Origin of the sequence: Burkholderia sp. AU38729 (assembly GCF_020419725.1) — a bacterium.
Classification (GTDB): Bacteria; Pseudomonadota; Gammaproteobacteria; order Burkholderiales; family Burkholderiaceae; genus Burkholderia.
Genome location: NZ_JAIZQO010000001.1, coordinates 138,051 through 153,172, shown reverse-complemented (window position 1 = coordinate 153,172; position 15,122 = coordinate 138,051). Strand labels below are relative to the sequence as shown.

The following is a 15,122-nucleotide window of genomic DNA, read 5'->3' as shown; positions in this document are numbered from 1 at the left end:
AAAGCGCCTCGCCTCCACCAATAAAAAGCATGACCGTGCAAAAAGCCGCGCGGCGACACCGGACGGTGCACGCCGCGATACCGCGCCAACCCGGAAAATCCCCGACAGCCGCTGTGATACATTCCCCGCCAACAGGCTGATCGCGACGCAGGCCGCCACGCGGCCACCGTGGTCAGCAGCGCATGCCGGTTCGCCTGCCGGCCATGCCGATACCGCCTCGATCGGCGAACATCCGATCGCAGGCCGATAACGATACGAGAGAGGGAGCAAGGCGAGATGAACTGGGCTTTTACCGCAATCGGCTTCATCGTGGGCGGGATTGCCGCATTGATCGGGGATGTCTCCGCCATCACCGGCGCAGTGCTCGGCGCCGCGATCGGGTTCTGCCTCGACAACACGCTGCAACAGCGCAAGCGCAAGAACAAAGGCACGGCCCCCGATGCGTTCGCGATGCAGGCACCGCCCGCCCAGCCGCCGGTTCCCCTGGCCGAGCGCGTCGCGCGCCTCGAGGCGACCGTCGAGACGCTGACGCGCGAAGTCGCGTCGTTGCGCGGCCAGCTGGCCGGCGCGAAGGCCGGCTCGGCCGCGACCGCGTACACGCCCGCCGGAGCCGCCTCTGCCTCTGCCTCGGCAGCCCCATCCGCATCTTTCCCGCCTTCGGCCGTCCTGCCACCGCGCGTGCCTGCCCAGCCGGTCGGCGCACGCGCGGACGCACCGGCGTCCGCCTCGGCACCGGCTCCCAGCCCCGTGCGCGCCGCCACGCCGGCACCGACACCGGCCGCCGCGATCCGCGCGAGCGCAACACCTGCCGCCCCGGCGCCCGCACCGTCGGCGCCTCCCGCACCGCCCAAGCCGCGCGAGCCCGACCTCGTCGAGCGCGCCTTCCGCGCCGCACGCGACTGGCTGCTCGGCGGCAACACGGTCGTGCGCGTCGGGATCATCGTGCTGTTCTTCGGCGTCGCGTTCCTGCTCAAGTACGCGGCCGACAACAACATGCTGCCGATCGAATTCCGCCTCGCCGGCACCGCGCTCGCCGCGGCCGCGCTGCTCGCGATCGGCTGGCGCGTGCGTGCGCGGCGCGCGGCGTACGGGCTCGTGCTGCAGGGCGGCGGCGTCGGCATCCTGTACCTGACGATCTTCGCCGCGACCAAGCTTTACGCGCTGCTGCCCGTCGGCGCCGCGTTCCCGCTGATGGTGGCCGTGTGCGCGCTGAGCGCGTTCCTCGCGGTGCGGCAGAACGCGCTGCCGCTCGCGTTCATGGGCACCGCGGGCGGCTTTCTCGCGCCGGTGCTGCTGTCGACCGGCCAGGGCAACCATGTCGCGCTGTTCAGCTACTACGCGTTGCTGAACGCGGGCATCTTCGCGATCGCGTGGTTCAAGGCCTGGCGTCCGCTGAACCTGCTCGGCTTCGTCTTCACGTTCACGATCGGCTCGGCATGGGGCGTGACGGCCTACCGCCCCGCGCTGTTCGCGAGCACCGAGCCGTTCCTCATCCTGTTCTTCCTGATGTATGTCGGCATCGCGCTGCTGTACGCGGTGAAGCGCGAGCTGGCGCTGCGGCACTACGTGGACGGCACGCTCGTGTTCGGCACGCCGATCGTCGCGACCGCGCTGCAGGCGTCGCTCGTGAAGGACATGCCGTTCGGGCTCGCGTGGAGCGCCGTCGCGCTGTCGGCGTTCTACGTCGTGGTCACCGCGTGGCTCGCGCGGCGCCGCGACCGCCTCGCGCTGCTGTTCGAATCCACGCTCGCGCTCGCGGTGATCTTCGCGACGCTGGCCGTGCCGCTCGCGTTCTCCGGTCCGACGACCAGCGCCGCGTGGGCGATCGAAGGCGCGGCCGTCGTCTGGCTCGGCGTGCGCGAGAAGCGCATGCTGCGGTTCGGTTTCGGGCTGCTGATGCAGGTTGCCGCGGCCGGCGCGTTCTTCACGAGCCTGCTCGGGCCGGCCGACGCCACCGCGCTGCCGGTGCTCAATAGCCCCTACATCGCGATGCTGCTGATCGCGCTCGCCGGCCTGTTCACCGGCTGGTGGCTGCACGGGCGCGGCGAAGCGCGCGCGTGGCATGCGTGGATGCCCGAGATCGGCGCCGCGGCCGCCGCGTGGGGATTGCTGTGGTGGGTGAGCGGCGGCCTGCACGAGATCCTCGTCTACGCGAGCCGTCACGTCGACCTGCATGCCGACCGCTTCGTCGTCGATTCGACCGCACTGTTCGCGGCCGGCACCGCGTGGCTCGCGCATATCGCGCGCCGCCGGCTGGCGTGGCCGCTCGCCGAATGGCCGGCGCTCGCGCTGACGCCGGTGCTGGCGTTGCTCGCGCTGCGTGCGTTCGATGCGCACGAAGCGCCGCTGTCGGGGATGGGCGCATTCGCGTGGCCCATCGCCGTCGGCGCAGGCCTGGCGCTGCTGTGGCGTCAGTCGCGCGGCACAGCAGGCGTCGATGCCGCACCGGGCTCGGCGCGCGGCGTCGCGCCATCCCTCTCCGCGGGCATCGTCGCGCCGCTGCATACGCTGATGTTCTGGACCGTCTGCGGGCTGCTGTCGCTCGAAGGCTTCTGGCGCCTGCGTGCGTACGTGCCCGAAGGCGCGTGGAGCTGGAGCGCGTGGGCCTACGGCTTCGGTGCGCTGCTCCTGCTGGTGTCGGGCCCCGGCTCGAGGCTGCGCTGGCCCGTCGCGGCGTTTCCGCGCGCGTACCAGGTGTGGGGCGCGGCGCCGCTCGCGGCGTTGCTGTGGCTGTGGAGCCTTGCCAGCGTGATCAGCGACGGCAACGCGGCGCCGCTCTTCTGGCTGCCGCTGCTCAACCCGCTCGACATCGCGCAGGGCCTGGTGTTCATTGCATTCGCCGTGTGGCTGCGCCGGCTGAAGACGCTCGGGTTCGCGTGGCATCCGCGCGTCGTCGACTACGCGGCCATCGCGACCGTGTTCCTGTGGTTCAACGCACTGATGCTGCGCACGCTGCATCAGCGCTTCCACCTGGCCTACGACATCGACACCGTGCTGTCGTCGTTCGGCATCCAGCAGGTGTTCATGGTCGGCTGGAGCCTGTTCGCGTTCGCCGGGATGTGGCTGACGCGCCGCGACGGCATCGCTCGCATGTGCGCGCTCGCGTCGCTGCCGCTGATCGTCGTGATGTGGGTGTGGACCTTCTACGCGAACTTCACGCAGGACGGCGGAAGCTGGGCACGCGTACCGCTCTTCAACCCGCTCGACCTCGTGCTCGCGGTGGTCTATGCGCTCGCCGCATCGTGGTTCGTGCGCGCACGCAAGCTCGGCTGGTCGTTCGGCAAGTATCGCGTCGAGCTGCTGAGCGCGGCCGGCGCGACCGCGTTCCTGTGGCTCAACGCGATCCTGCTGCGCACGCTGCATCACTGGGCCGCCGTGCCGTACGAACTCGGCGCGATGGCGGAATCGACGCTCGTACAGGCATCGGTGTCCGTGTACTGGACGCTTTGCGCGCTCGCGATCACGATCTGGGCCACGCGCCGCGGGCTGCGTCCGCTGTGGTTCGTCGGCGCCGCGCTGCTCGCGCTCACGGTCGTCAAGCTGTTCCTGTTCGACCTGTCGCACGTGACCGGCATCGAACGCATCGTGTCGTTCATCGGCATCGGCGTGCTGCTGCTGTTGATCGGGTATTTCTCGCCGCTGCCGCCGAAGGCCGCCGCGCCGCAGGACGACACGCCATGAAACGACTCGCCGCCCTGCTCGGACTGAGCCTGCTCGCGTCGTTCGCGGCGGCCGACGGGCACGTCGCGCAACGCTTCTCGCTCGACCTCGACGGCACCGCCGCGTATTACCAGCTCACCGTGCCGCAGCCCGTCTACGCGGCGAGCCGGCGCGACGACCTCGGTGACGTGCGCATCTTCAACGGCGCGGGCGAGCCGGTGCCGTATTCGCTCGACGCCCCGGCGGCGGCCGCACCCGCCGTCCCGCCGAAGCGCACGCCCGTGCACTGGTTTGCGCTGCCGCCCGCCCGCGCCGACAAGGGCAACGCGCCGCTCGGCGTGACGGTCGGCCCGGACGGCGCGCTGCGCGCGGGCGTCGCCGCACCGGTGCGCGCGAAGCACGGCGCGGATCTCGTCGACCTGTCGCATGCGGACGGCGAGATCGACGCGCTGCTCGTGCACGTGAGCGACGACAGCTACCAGGGGCGTGTCGCCATCGAAGCCAGCGACGACCTGCGCAGCTGGCGGTCGCTCGGCAGCACGCAACTGCTGAAGGTGGGCCACGGCGACGCGATGCTGGTGCAGGAACGCATCGCACTCGAAGGCGCGGCGCCGCGCTACCTGCGGCTCGACTGGCTCGACGGCGCACCCGCGATCGCGTCGATCGACGTCGAAACGCACCCGCGCGACACGCGCGAGACCGACACCGCGTCCGTGCCGCGCCAATGGCGCGACGTGGTGCGCGTGCGGGCCGGCGGTGCCCCCGGCGAATACCTGTTCGACACCGACGGCGCGTATCCGGTCGACCGCGTGCGCATCGACCTGCCGCAGCCGAACACCGTCGCGCGCGCGACGCTGCAGAGCCGCGCCGACCCGCAGGCGCCGTGGCGCGACGTCGCGGGCGCCGTGCTGTTCCGGCTGCAGGGCAAGGCCGGCGAGCAGCGCAATCCGCCGCTCGAATTCGCGGCGAATACGGATCGCGCGTGGCGGATCGTCGTCGACATGCGCAATGGCGGATTCGGCGGCGGCCAGCCGGCCGTCGCGATCGGCTGGCATCCGGCGGCGCTGACGTTCGTCGCGCGCGGCACGCCGCCGTTTACGCTCGGCGTCGGCGACGCGTCGCTCGTGTCGTCGGCCGTGAGCCGCGACGCACTGCTGGTGGGCATGGCGCCCGAAGTGCGGCCCGCGCGGGTCGGCGCGGCGCTGCCTGTGTCGGCGGTGGCGCCGGCGCCGGCCGCCGATACGGATGCCCCGCGCCGCTACGTGCTGTGGGGCGCGCTGGTCGTCGCGGTCGGCGTGCTCGGCACGATTGCGTGGCGCCTCGCGAAAGGCGGCGGCGATACGCGCGGCCACGACGGTTGACGCCGCGCAGCCATGCACACCACCCGTTCACCCGTCTTTACGCGCCGTTTATCTCGCGCGCCGGTTTCTTTCGACGGTCGCAATGCATAACTGCGTACAGTCGTCGCATCGGAACCACGATGCGACGACATGCAGGAAACCTATCCATCGTATGACCGGCCGGTGCCGCGCACACGCGTGCGCCCGGCCCTGCGGCTGAAGCGGCTTTTGCTGCTCTTCCCGATCGTGCTGCCGCTGTCGATCGCATGGCCCGCGCATGCCGACGACACGCCCGCAGCGCCGATCACCGCCGCCAGCACGCCCGAACCCTCGCTTCCCCCGACCCTCGACACGATCGTCACCGCGCTGCGCAACCGCTTTCACCTCGCATACGCCGACGCGCGCACGATCGCGCGCGCGGTGCAGACCGAATCGGATCGCTACGGGCTTGCACCGGCGCTGCTGCTCGCGATCATCGCGGTCGAGTCGGGTTTCGATCGCCACGCAGTCAGTGTCGCCGGCGCGCGCGGGTTGATGCAGGTGATGCCCACCGCCCATCGCGATCTCGTCGCGCATGTGAAGGATCTCTCCGATCCGGCCACCAACGTGCGGATCGGCGCCGCGATCCTCCGCGGCTATCTCGACGATGCGGACGGCGACGTCGAAACCGCGCTCGTGCGCTACAACGGCGGCACGAAGCGCTATGCGCAGCGAGTCGCGCTGCGCGTGCAGCAATTCGATGCGCAGTTGCGTCGTTCGAACGGCGCGGCGAGCGACGCGCTGCGGACGGCCGCGAACCCCTGAGCGCGGCGCTACCGCGCGCCGTCGAGCCGGTAGCCGGCGCCCGTCTCCGTGACGATGTACGCGGGCCGCCGCGGGTCGCATTCCAGCTTGCGCCGCAGATGGCCGACATACACACGCAGGTCGTGCGCATCCTTGCCGTGCGCCGCGCCCCACACCTCGCTCAGCAGGCGGTCGTGCGTCAGCAGCCGGCCCGCGTGATGCGCGAGCGCGGCCAGCAGCCGGAATTCGATCGGGCTCAGATGCACGCGCGCCCCGCCGCGCAGCACCTGGCGATCGCCGAGATCGACGGTCACGTCGCCGAAGCGCACGCATACCGCATCGATGCGCCCGCCGCCCGCTTGCCGCCGCAGGTGCGCACGCATCCGCGCGATCAGCTCGGCGGCACCGAACGGCTTGGTCACGTAATCGTCCGCCCCCGCATCGAGCGCGGCCACCTTGTCGCGTTCCGCGCTCAGCGCCGACAGCACGATCAGCGGCGCGGCCGAGCACGCGCGCAGTGCACGGATCAGGTCGGTGCCGCCAAGGTCGCGCAGGTTCGTGTCCGCGACGATCAGGTCGGGACGTCGTGCGCCGACGGCCGCCACGCCCGCCGCGCCGGTCGCGGCCTCGAAAACATGCATGTGCTCGGCCTTCAGCGCGACACGGACGAATCGCCGGATGAACCTGTCTTCGTCGACGATCACGATGACGATGCCCGATTCGCTCATCCGGCAGCGCCTTCGTCCGGTGCGTGATGCGCGCCTGCGCAAGCGGCACGGTACGCGCCCATGCTCAGGCCCATCCGCATGCCACCAGCACCATGTCGATCAGCTTGATGAACGGGAACGGCAGCAGCACGCCGCCGAGGCCGTACAGCAGCAGGTTCCGGCGCAGCAGCGGCGCCGCGCCGAGCGGGCGATAGCGTACGCCCTTCAGCGCCAGCGGAATCAGCGCGACGATGATCAGTGCGTTGAAGATCACCGCCGACAGGATCGCCGACGCCGGCGACGCGAGATGCATCACGTCGAGCACGCGCAGTTGCGGGTACGTCGTCGCGAACGCGGCCGGGATGATCGCGAAATACTTCGCGACGTCGTTCGCGATCGAGAACGTCGTCAGCGACCCGCGCGTCATCAGCATCTGCTTGCCGATCTCGACGATCTCGATCAGTTTCGTCGGGTTCGAGTCGAGGTCGACCATGTTTCCGGCTTCCTTCGCCGCCTGCGTGCCGGTGTTCATCGCCACGGCGACGTCGGCCTGCGCGAGCGCCGGCGCGTCGTTGGTGCCGTCGCCGGTCATCGCGACGAGGCGCCCTGCGGCCTGATGCTCTCGGATCGTCGCGAGCTTGGTTTCCGGCGTCGCTTCCGCGAGGAAGTCGTCGACGCCCGCTTCCGCCGCGATCGCCGCGGCCGTCAGCCGGTTGTCGCCCGTCACCATCACGGTCTTGATGCCCATCTTGCGCAGTTCCGCGAAGCGCTCCTTGATGCCGCCCTTCACGATGTCCTTCAGCTCGATCACGCCGAGCACGCGGGTGACACCGCCGACGCGCTCCGCCACCGCGAGCGGCGTGCTGCCGCGACGCGCGATGTCGGTCACGACGGCTTCGACTTCGCGCGTGACATGACCGCCGTGAGACTCGACGTAGTGCTTGATCGCGTCCGCCGCGCCTTTGCGGATCTCGCGGCCCGGCGCCCCGGCGGAAGTCCCCGTGGGGAACAGGTCGACGCCGCTCATCCGCGTCTGCGCGCTGAACGACAGGAACACCGGATGCAGCGCCTGCATGTCGCGCTCGCGCAGGTTGAACCGCTGCTTCGCGAGCACGACGATGCTGCGGCCTTCCGGTGTTTCATCGGCGAGCGACGACAGCTGCGCGGCATCGGCCAGCGCTTCCTCGGTCACGAACGGCGCGGGTACGAACGCCGACGCCTGGCGGTTGCCGAGCGTGATCGTGCCGGTCTTGTCGAGCAGCAGCACGTCCACGTCGCCGGCGGCTTCCACCGCGCGGCCCGACGTCGCGATCACGTTCGCCTGCATCATCCGGCTCATCCCGGCCACGCCGATCGCGGACAACAGGCCGCCGATCGTCGTCGGAATCAGGCACACGAGCAGCGCCACCAGGGCGGTGATCGTCACGACATGGCCAGCCTTCATCGCCTCGACCGCGAACGTCGAGAACGGCAGCAACGTGGCGGTGGCGAGCAGCATCACGATCGTCAACGCGACGAGCAGGATCGTCAGCGCGATCTCGTTCGGCGTCTTCTTGCGCTTCGCGCCCTCGACCATCGCGATCATCCGGTCGAGGAACGCCTCGCCCGGATTGACGGCCACGCGCACGACGATCCAGTCGGACAGCACGCGCGTGCCGCCCGTCACCGACGAGAAGTCGCCGCCCGCCTCGCGGATCACCGGCGCGGATTCGCCAGTAATCGCCGATTCGTCGACCGACGCGACGCCTTCGATCACGTCGCCGTCGGCCGGGATCGTGTCGCCGGTTTCGACGAGCACGACGTCGCCCTTGCGCAGGTCGGTCGACGCCATCACTTCGACGACCGCCTTCGCGCGCGGCGCCGCGAGCTTTTTCGCGACCACGTTGTGCTTCGCACTACGCAGCGACGCGGCCTGTGCCTTCGAACGCCCTTCCGCGAGCGCCTCGGCAAAGTTCGCGAACAGTACGGTGAACCACAGCCACAGCGCGATCGCGACGATGAAGCCCGCGGGGGCTTCGGCCTGGCCGAACAGCGCGGCGATCCACAGGATCGTCGTCAGGATGCTGCCGACGTACACGCAGAACATCACCGGGTTGCGGAACTGCGTGCGCGGCGTGAGTTTCCGGAACGAATCCGCGATAGCCGGACGCACGAGTGCGGGATCGAACATCGAGCGCGCGGCCGTGCGCGCATGGCCCGGCTGCGTGGGGCGCGGGCCTGTCACGGGTGCGAGAGACATGGCGGTTTCCTTTTGCCGGCACGCCTCGCGCAGCAGCACCCGGCATCGGTCACGCGAGCCGGCTGCCTGCGCGCGATCTCGCGTGCGGCTTCCGTTTCCATGCAACCATCTTATGAAGGTTCGCGTGAAGATCGCGGCAAAGGATCGCGTCAGGGTATAAAAAGCGCGTAAACGTCCGTTTCGCCGCGGCGCGGCGGGGGTGTCTCAAGGGCCGTACACGAGCGGGAGCGCCACACTCCGCTCATCCGACGCTTACGCGGCAAAGCAGGAAAACGAACCGGCGCGCGACGGTCAGCCGAACGTATAGCGCCCATGCTGACGCGGACGCCACGGCGTCGAGCGGCAACTCGCGGCACCGGCCGCGCGTCGTGCCGCCCAGCCTGCGCCACGGCGCACGTGCTGGCCACGCCGGGCCACGGCGACCACGCGCGACGGCAACGCATACGCAAGACGCCGCACGGCCGCCACGCGCGCGGCCATGCGCGACGCCGGCGACACGCGGCGCGCCACCTGCGCGACGGGCCGCTTGCAGAGGATCGCGCTGTCGTAGCGCTTGCCGTCGAAGCGCATCACGTCGACGACGTCGAAACCCTGCGCGCCGTAGAACGCAAGCAGGTGCGAAGCGGGATGCGGCGTATCGAGCGCGAGCAGCGCATAGCCGCGCAGCGCGGCCCACTGTTCGGCGAACGCGAGCAGCAACGCGCCGATCCCGCGGCTCTGGCAATCGGGGTCCACCGCCACCTGCCGCACGCTCGCGACGCCTTCGCGCCGGTACAGCGAGCACGCCGACGACGGATCGGTCGCATACAGCGTGGCCGTGCCGATCACGCGCCCGCCGCACACGGCGACGTAGCACTCGCCCGCTTCCGCGCGGCGGCGCGTGACGTCCTCGCTCTGGTCGACGCACGTGCAGTTGAGTCCCATCGCGCCGAGCCGCGCGAACGCGCGATGCAGCATCGGCGTGAGTTGGGCATAACTGTCGAAGGCCGGATCGAAACGCCGCACGATCACCCGATCGGCGCACACGGAAGGCGGCGCGGTGGGGGTGTGTTCGGCGATCGCGTTCCAGGGTATCGACATTGCCTTGCTCCGTGGTTGGGATGCCCGAAGTCTATGAGCGCGCCAGCTGCCCTCGCAAGAAAAAATGTCGTAAAAGTTTGGGGAAATGCATGCGGGAGCGAGGGTTGCGACGGTGCGCGCCGTGGCTCTGCGTGCGTCGGTGCGAACGCATGACGGAACGCCGATCGTTGTTTGCGCAAGCAATGCATCCCGTGACCAGATCACGCGTTGGCGCGTGCCGTTGACACATGCGACGGCACCTTCCAGACTCGCGGGTTCCTTCCCTCCCCGAGCGCGCCCATGATCACCTGCTACCTTCGCTACGTCATCGATCCGTACAAGCTCGATCAGTTCGAAACCTACGGCAAGATGTGGATTCCGCTCGTCGAAAAATTCGGCGGCACGCATCACGGCTACTTCCTGCCGTCCGAAGGGGCGAACAACATCGCGCGCGATGTTCTCGTTCTCGAGCCTCGCCGAATACGAGCGTTACCGCGAACGCTCGATGGACGATCCGGCCTGCCAGGCCGCGTTCCGCTACGCGGAGGAAACACGCTGCATCGTCAGCTACGAGCGCAGCTTCTTCCGGCCGGTGTTCGAGTAATAGGTAATAGGCGACGGGCAACGGCCCGACGCATCGCGCCCCTTTTTCCTGACCGGGACGAAAAAAAGCCCCGCCTGCATCCGCGCGGCGGGGCCAACCCATGTCAGTAGAGACATCATGGAGGAGACGAGCCCATCTTATCGACCACGGCGCGCCGTCCCAACCAAGCATTTCTGCTATCGATCTGGGCGGCCTCGCACACGATTGCCCCTGTCGCGCGGCATATCGATAGAACGAAAAGTCGTTTTCAGAGTGGCGGCGGGGTCGTTACCATCTGGTTTTAAGCCTGTGCTTAGCCGGGCAAGCCATCCCCAAGGAGCGCCCCTTGACTGCATTCGATCAACACCGCCGCCCGTTCGTCGTCGGCATTGGCGGTACCACCCGCGCAGCGTCGTCGACCGAACGCGCGCTGTCGTTCGCGTTGCGCGGCGCGCAAGCGGCCGGCGCACGCACGCGGCTGTTCGACGGCCCGTTCCTGCATACGCTGCCGCACTACGCGCCCGAACACAAAACGCTGACCGACGCGCAGCGCGAACTGATCGACGCCGTGCGCCAGGCCGACGCGATCATCATCGCGACGCCCGGCTATCACGGCGGCGTCTCCGGCCTCGTGAAGAACGCACTCGACACGCTCGAGGAACTGCGCGCGGACGATCGCCCGTATCTCGACGGTCGTGCAGTCGGCCTGATCGTCACGGCCTACGGCTGGCAGGCGGCCGGCACCGTGCTGACGTCGCTGCGGTCGATCGTGCACGCGCTGCGCGGCTGGCCGACACCGTTCGGCGCCACAGTGAACACGCTCGAAACGCGCTTCGACAGCGCCGACAGTTGCTCGGATCCGAAGGTCGTCGCGCAGCTCGAGACGGTCGGCACGCAAGCGGCCGAGTTCGCGCTCGCGTTCGCCTCGCATCGCGCGGCCTCGCACGCGGCATCGGTCGATGCGCTCGCACCCGTGCTGAAGATCGCCAACCAGTAATTCTCCCGCCTTCCACCGCCCGCGCCCGGCCGATTCCATTCGCCGGCGCGGGCGGCGCGCATTCGGACGAGCGGCCACGCGCCGTGCATGTCGACGCCTCTCCCTGCCGCCCTTTCCCCGCACCGATAAGAATTCGGCCCGCCGCGTGATTTGCATTGGCCGAAAGATTGGTTCACGCCGCGAGCGGGTTTTCGTACGCTGAACCTCCGAACTTTCTCCGCGCACGCCATGAACCGTACGATCCGCTACAAGGGCTACGAAGTCGCCCCCGCTGCCGCCCGGTTGCCGAACGGGCTGTTCGCCGCCAACCTGACGATCGAGAAAGCGAGCGGCGGCCCGTCGCCGCGCGCCGTGTCGTTCGACGCAATCGATTTCTTCTTCGAGGAAGAACACGCGCTGGCCTACGCGTCCCGCTGGGGCCGCCTCTGGGTCGACACGAACGCGTGACGCACGCCTTGCCGGCGCGCTATCGTTTGTCGGTAAAGTTGAGCGACATACGCCAATAAAATCAATGGCTTACAAAAGACATTGCCATGATTGCTCGCATCATTTTGCCATTCAAGAAGAGCCAAAGCCGCTGAATTGACAGGAAATTCGAGCACGCGCTAATAGGTTTGATTCCCCCCTCGATGTGGCGAACTAGCGACCGATTTCCGTCAAGATGAGCGGAGCGCTAACGGGCCGTTGAAATACCTCGGCCCGTCCTGCACGATGTAGGTTCCCGAGAGCCAGATGCAGGTAGCAGAACACGATGTGATGCGAGCGGATGTGGGCGCGTTCGCTGTCCTGCGGCGCCTTGGCCTTGACGATCAGGTCCGCGTGACTGAATACGTCCGCGCCATTCGCGGCGATCCGCGCACCGGCGGCGAGAAAAGCATCGTCGTTCGCGCCGATCCCCTGGCCGGCCCCGGTTTCAATCACGACCTGATGTCCACGGGCGGTCGCTTCGCGCACCGCGACGGGCGTCATTCAGATCCGGTACTCGTGACTCTTGATCTCTTTCGGTACGCCGATACGCATGTCATCCCCCATGGGCGGATTGCGCTGCGCATCCCTTTTACATCGCGGGCGGGAATCATCGAGAAGGACGCGCGCCGGCCTCGCACGGCACGCACCTATCGCGATGGGAAAACGTGCTCCGCCAGGAAATCGACGAAGGCACGGACCTTGGGCGCGGGCTGCTGACCGCTGGGCCAGAGAACCCGATATTCGACCGACGACGCGGCATCCCAATCGAGAATCGCGCGCAACGCACCGCTCGCCAGTCTTTCCTTGACCTCGTAATCGAGCAGGCAGGCGATGCCGAGGCCCTCGCTCGCCATCGCGAGCAGCGTCGTGCTGGAGTTCGACACCATGGTGACCGGGAATCTCGACGCATCCGTCGGCACGTCGTCCGCGAGCGGCCATTGCTGAATCTTTCCGTTGCTCGGATACCGGTACAGCAGCAGCTTGTGATCCTTGAGGTCATGGGGATGCTCGGGCGTGCCGTGCTGGTCGAGGTAAGCCGGCGCGGCGACGATCACGCGACGACACGTCCCAAGCTTGCGCGAGATCAGGCGCGAGTCGTCGGGATAGCCGGTGCGCAGCACCGCATCGAAACCTTCCTCGATGACGTCGACCAGACGATCCGAGTAATCGATCTCGAGTTCGACTTCGGGATAACGCCGCAAAAACGCCGCGATCAACTGCGGCGAGAGCATGCTGATCAACGGCAGGCTGACCCGCAAGCGGCCTCGGGGCGCCTCAACCGACTGCTGCAACTCGATTTCGGCGGCCGTCAGTTCGTCGAGAATGCGCCGGCATCGCTGAAGAAAGAGCGTGCCTTCCGCCGTGAGGCTGATACTACGGGTGCTGCGATGAAACAGCCGTACGTTCAGGTGTTCCTCGAGACGCGCGACGCTCTTGCTCACGGCGGAGGCGGACACGCCCTGAAGCCGCGCGGTCGCGACGAAGCTTCGCGTCTCGGCAACCTGTACGAAGGACTGCACCCAATTCAGATTGTTCATTGGCAAGAGTCAATCAAACGAGCGATGAGCATGATGCCATCCCGCGAGCGGATCCCATCGGCCATGCGCGTGGCCGCGCGGCCCACCTCGACCGACGGGCCGAACGCGCGCACCACGTGATGAACGGACAGCAGCGGATGAGTGGCTCAATCACGGATACGACGCGTGAAGACCGGCCGACTCCCTGAGCGTAGCGACGACACTTGGAAATGGAGAATACGACAAAGACCCGTTTCGCAACGCTAACGTAAGCGCGCTTTTCATCATGATAGGTTCAGCGCAGAATCTTATCGTGAAATACCACGAAGCGTTCCCCCGTTCTGCTGCCATGAATGGGCATTGCATCCGGGCAAGAAGGAATTCAGCGCCATACGTCGAGCGTATATCGGATATACGACATCGCGACATCATTCGGATGCTTGAATGAATCGACGCATCGGCGCAATCGATTCCGAATCGAAATCGATGCATGTCCCCGCGCCTTCACATCGAGGCGTCCGGACGTCGAATCATGGGATTTGAGAGGAACCACGTCCGATCCCGCGTGCGAGGCGGAAACCGCTGATTCGAGCGCACGGCGCCGAGTCGCCGCGATACGCGACTACAGTCGAACCGGCATGTCGAGGCGCTCGCCTCGACGCCGCATGCACCGAGAAAAAATGTTGCGGGTGGCTCGTCAACGAACCAGCCCGCAACCAAGCAAAGCACCTGCGATACCTCTTGTCATGCCGTCATGATCGCGCTGCCATTGCCCATTTCAACGGCATATACGAGCGCCAGCCGGCCGAGTTTCAATGCATGATTTCCGGTCGGATCGGAATTCGACAGCGTATCGTTCACGGTATGGATATACGGGCTATCCTCCAAGGCCGGGTTGAACGGAAATGACGCCGGGTATCCTTGGCCATGCCACGAGGCATGATCCGAGGAAGCGAATCCGCTCTCCGCGACCAGAATTTCCTGATCCGGGAAGTAGGTTCGAATCAAGCGTTCGATAAACAGATTCTGCTTTTCGTCCGTGAAGTCGTAGACCAGGCAGAAGTTGTGCTCGTCGCCGACGTAATTCGTCACATCCAGCTGCAGCACGCCCGCCACCTTCACCTCGCGCACCTTGAAATCCTTCGCGATGATGGCGGAGCCCAACAGGCCGAGTTCATTCGCCGAATACGCCATGAACTTGATGGTCAGCACCGGCCTGTAGTCGTTGTCCAGCATCACCCGCAGCGCTTCCGTCAAGCTCGCGATGCCGGAAGCGTCGTCGTCTGCGCCGGGCGCCACCGTATCGCTTTCCATCTCCTTCAGATTGCCGACCGTGGAATCGAGATGAGCGCCGAGAATCACGGTGCCGCGCTCCGGCTCCGAACCGGGAATCGTGAGGATCACGGACGACTGCGGCCACGGATGCGTGTATTGCTCGACCACCACGTCCGGACGATGCCGCGCCATGTTGCGCCAGTGATCCGCCAGCCAGTTGGACGAGGCCACGCCATGCGACGTGTTGAAGAACCGGTTGGGGAACGACTCCAGCGCAGAGATCGTCTGCACGACGTTCTCTGCCGACATCTCCTCCATCCACTTCCGAATCTTCGGCGAGTTGGACACTTCGTAATGACGCACGATCGGTGGCCGTTTCATGGCGAACATACTTTCAGACATAGCAAAACTCCTGTGAGGTAAGGTGTTTTTCGTCCAACAAGCAAGGAAAGACTGCCGGACTCACGCATCGAATCCCCGGCATTTCATCCAAC

11 protein-coding genes and 1 pseudogene are annotated in these 15,122 nt (G+C 67.4%); 6 read left to right on the top strand and 6 right to left on the bottom strand.

Annotation, left to right across the window (positions count from 1 at the left end):
• Positions 1–276: 276 nt before the first annotated feature.
• The 3 genes from LGM56_RS00585 (at position 277) to LGM56_RS00575 (ending at position 5,804) form a co-directional block, all read left to right on the top strand.
• Positions 277–3,681, top strand: a complete 3,405-nt coding sequence (locus LGM56_RS00585; RefSeq protein ID WP_226202161.1) for a DUF2339 domain-containing protein — start codon at positions 277–279, stop codon at positions 3,679–3,681.
• Entirely contained in the window at positions 3,678–5,021 is a 1,344-nt protein-coding gene (locus LGM56_RS00580) for a DUF3999 domain-containing protein (protein ID WP_226202159.1), read from the top strand. Before LGM56_RS00585 ends, LGM56_RS00580 begins: the two co-directional genes overlap by 4 nt.
• Positions 5,022–5,150: 129 nt before the next feature.
• A complete protein-coding gene (locus tag LGM56_RS00575) occupies positions 5,151–5,804 on the top strand; it encodes a lytic transglycosylase domain-containing protein (RefSeq protein ID WP_089496263.1) in 654 nt (217 codons plus the stop codon).
• Between the two features lie 8 nt (positions 5,805–5,812).
• Here the strand turns inward: LGM56_RS00575 and LGM56_RS00570 are convergent, their stop codons facing one another.
• From LGM56_RS00570 to LGM56_RS00560, 3 genes are all read right to left on the bottom strand, one after another.
• Entirely contained in the window at positions 5,813–6,511 is a 699-nt protein-coding gene (locus tag LGM56_RS00570) for a response regulator (protein WP_226202157.1), read from the bottom strand.
• A gap of 64 nt (positions 6,512–6,575) precedes the next feature.
• Complete coding sequence (gene kdpB / locus LGM56_RS00565; RefSeq protein WP_226203215.1) at positions 6,576–8,660, bottom strand: potassium-transporting ATPase subunit KdpB; 2,085 nt, start codon at positions 8,658–8,660, stop codon at positions 6,576–6,578.
• Positions 8,661–9,020: 360 nt separating this feature from the next.
• Positions 9,021–9,809, bottom strand: coding sequence for a GNAT family N-acetyltransferase (locus LGM56_RS00560; protein ID WP_089496261.1), 789 nt, complete (start codon positions 9,807–9,809; stop codon positions 9,021–9,023).
• A 279-nt stretch (positions 9,810–10,088) separates the two neighbouring features.
• Here LGM56_RS00560 and LGM56_RS00555 point away from each other — a divergent pair.
• From LGM56_RS00555 to LGM56_RS00545, 3 genes and pseudogenes are all read left to right on the top strand, one after another.
• Positions 10,089–10,392, top strand: a pseudogene (locus LGM56_RS00555) (NIPSNAP family protein).
• Between the two features lie 325 nt (positions 10,393–10,717).
• Complete coding sequence (locus tag LGM56_RS00550; protein WP_027790596.1) at positions 10,718–11,368, top strand: NADPH-dependent FMN reductase; 651 nt, start codon at positions 10,718–10,720, stop codon at positions 11,366–11,368.
• Between the two features lie 228 nt (positions 11,369–11,596).
• On the top strand, positions 11,597–11,815 hold the full coding sequence (locus LGM56_RS00545; RefSeq protein WP_011354057.1) for a hypothetical protein: 219 nt from the start codon (positions 11,597–11,599) through the stop codon (positions 11,813–11,815).
• 192 nt (positions 11,816–12,007) lie between these two features.
• Here LGM56_RS00545 and LGM56_RS00540 read toward each other — a convergent pair whose 3' ends face one another.
• The 3 genes from LGM56_RS00540 to LGM56_RS00530 form a co-directional block, all read right to left on the bottom strand.
• Positions 12,008–12,337 carry a hypothetical protein gene (locus LGM56_RS00540; RefSeq protein ID WP_226202156.1) on the bottom strand — a complete coding sequence of 110 codons (330 nt, stop codon included), beginning with the start codon at positions 12,335–12,337 and terminating at the stop codon, positions 12,008–12,010.
• Positions 12,338–12,483: 146 nt separating this feature from the next.
• The gene (locus tag LGM56_RS00535) at positions 12,484–13,374 is read right to left on the bottom strand and encodes a LysR family transcriptional regulator (RefSeq protein WP_226202154.1); all 891 of its coding nucleotides are present in this window, start codon (positions 13,372–13,374) and stop codon (positions 12,484–12,486) included.
• Between the two features lie 723 nt (positions 13,375–14,097).
• Positions 14,098–15,030, bottom strand: coding sequence for a M28 family peptidase (locus tag LGM56_RS00530; RefSeq protein WP_089496258.1), 933 nt, complete (start codon positions 15,028–15,030; stop codon positions 14,098–14,100).
• Between the last annotated feature and the right edge of the window lie 92 nt (positions 15,031–15,122).

What these genes read in the sequence shown, in the direction of transcription:
- LGM56_RS00535 (WP_226202154.1), bottom strand. Translation starts at nt 13,374, where the DNA reads ATGAACAATCTGAATTGGGTGCAGTCCTTCGTACAGGTTGCCGAGACG.
- LGM56_RS00530 (WP_089496258.1), bottom strand. Translation starts at nt 15,030, where the DNA reads ATGTCTGAAAGTATGTTCGCCATGAAACGGCCACCGATCGTGCGTCAT.
- LGM56_RS00585 (WP_226202161.1), top strand. Translation starts at nt 277, where the DNA reads ATGAACTGGGCTTTTACCGCAATCGGCTTCATCGTGGGCGGGATTGCC.
- LGM56_RS00580 (WP_226202159.1), top strand. Translation starts at nt 3,678, where the DNA reads ATGAAACGACTCGCCGCCCTGCTCGGACTGAGCCTGCTCGCGTCGTTC.
- LGM56_RS00545 (WP_011354057.1), top strand. Translation starts at nt 11,597, where the DNA reads ATGAACCGTACGATCCGCTACAAGGGCTACGAAGTCGCCCCCGCTGCC.
- LGM56_RS00560 (WP_089496261.1), bottom strand. Translation starts at nt 9,809, where the DNA reads ATGTCGATACCCTGGAACGCGATCGCCGAACACACCCCCACCGCGCCG.
- kdpB (WP_226203215.1), bottom strand. Translation starts at nt 8,660, where the DNA reads ATGTTCGATCCCGCACTCGTGCGTCCGGCTATCGCGGATTCGTTCCGG.
- LGM56_RS00570 (WP_226202157.1), bottom strand. Translation starts at nt 6,511, where the DNA reads ATGAGCGAATCGGGCATCGTCATCGTGATCGTCGACGAAGACAGGTTC.
- LGM56_RS00575 (WP_089496263.1), top strand. Translation starts at nt 5,151, where the DNA reads ATGCAGGAAACCTATCCATCGTATGACCGGCCGGTGCCGCGCACACGC.
- LGM56_RS00540 (WP_226202156.1), bottom strand. Translation starts at nt 12,337, where the DNA reads ATGACGCCCGTCGCGGTGCGCGAAGCGACCGCCCGTGGACATCAGGTC.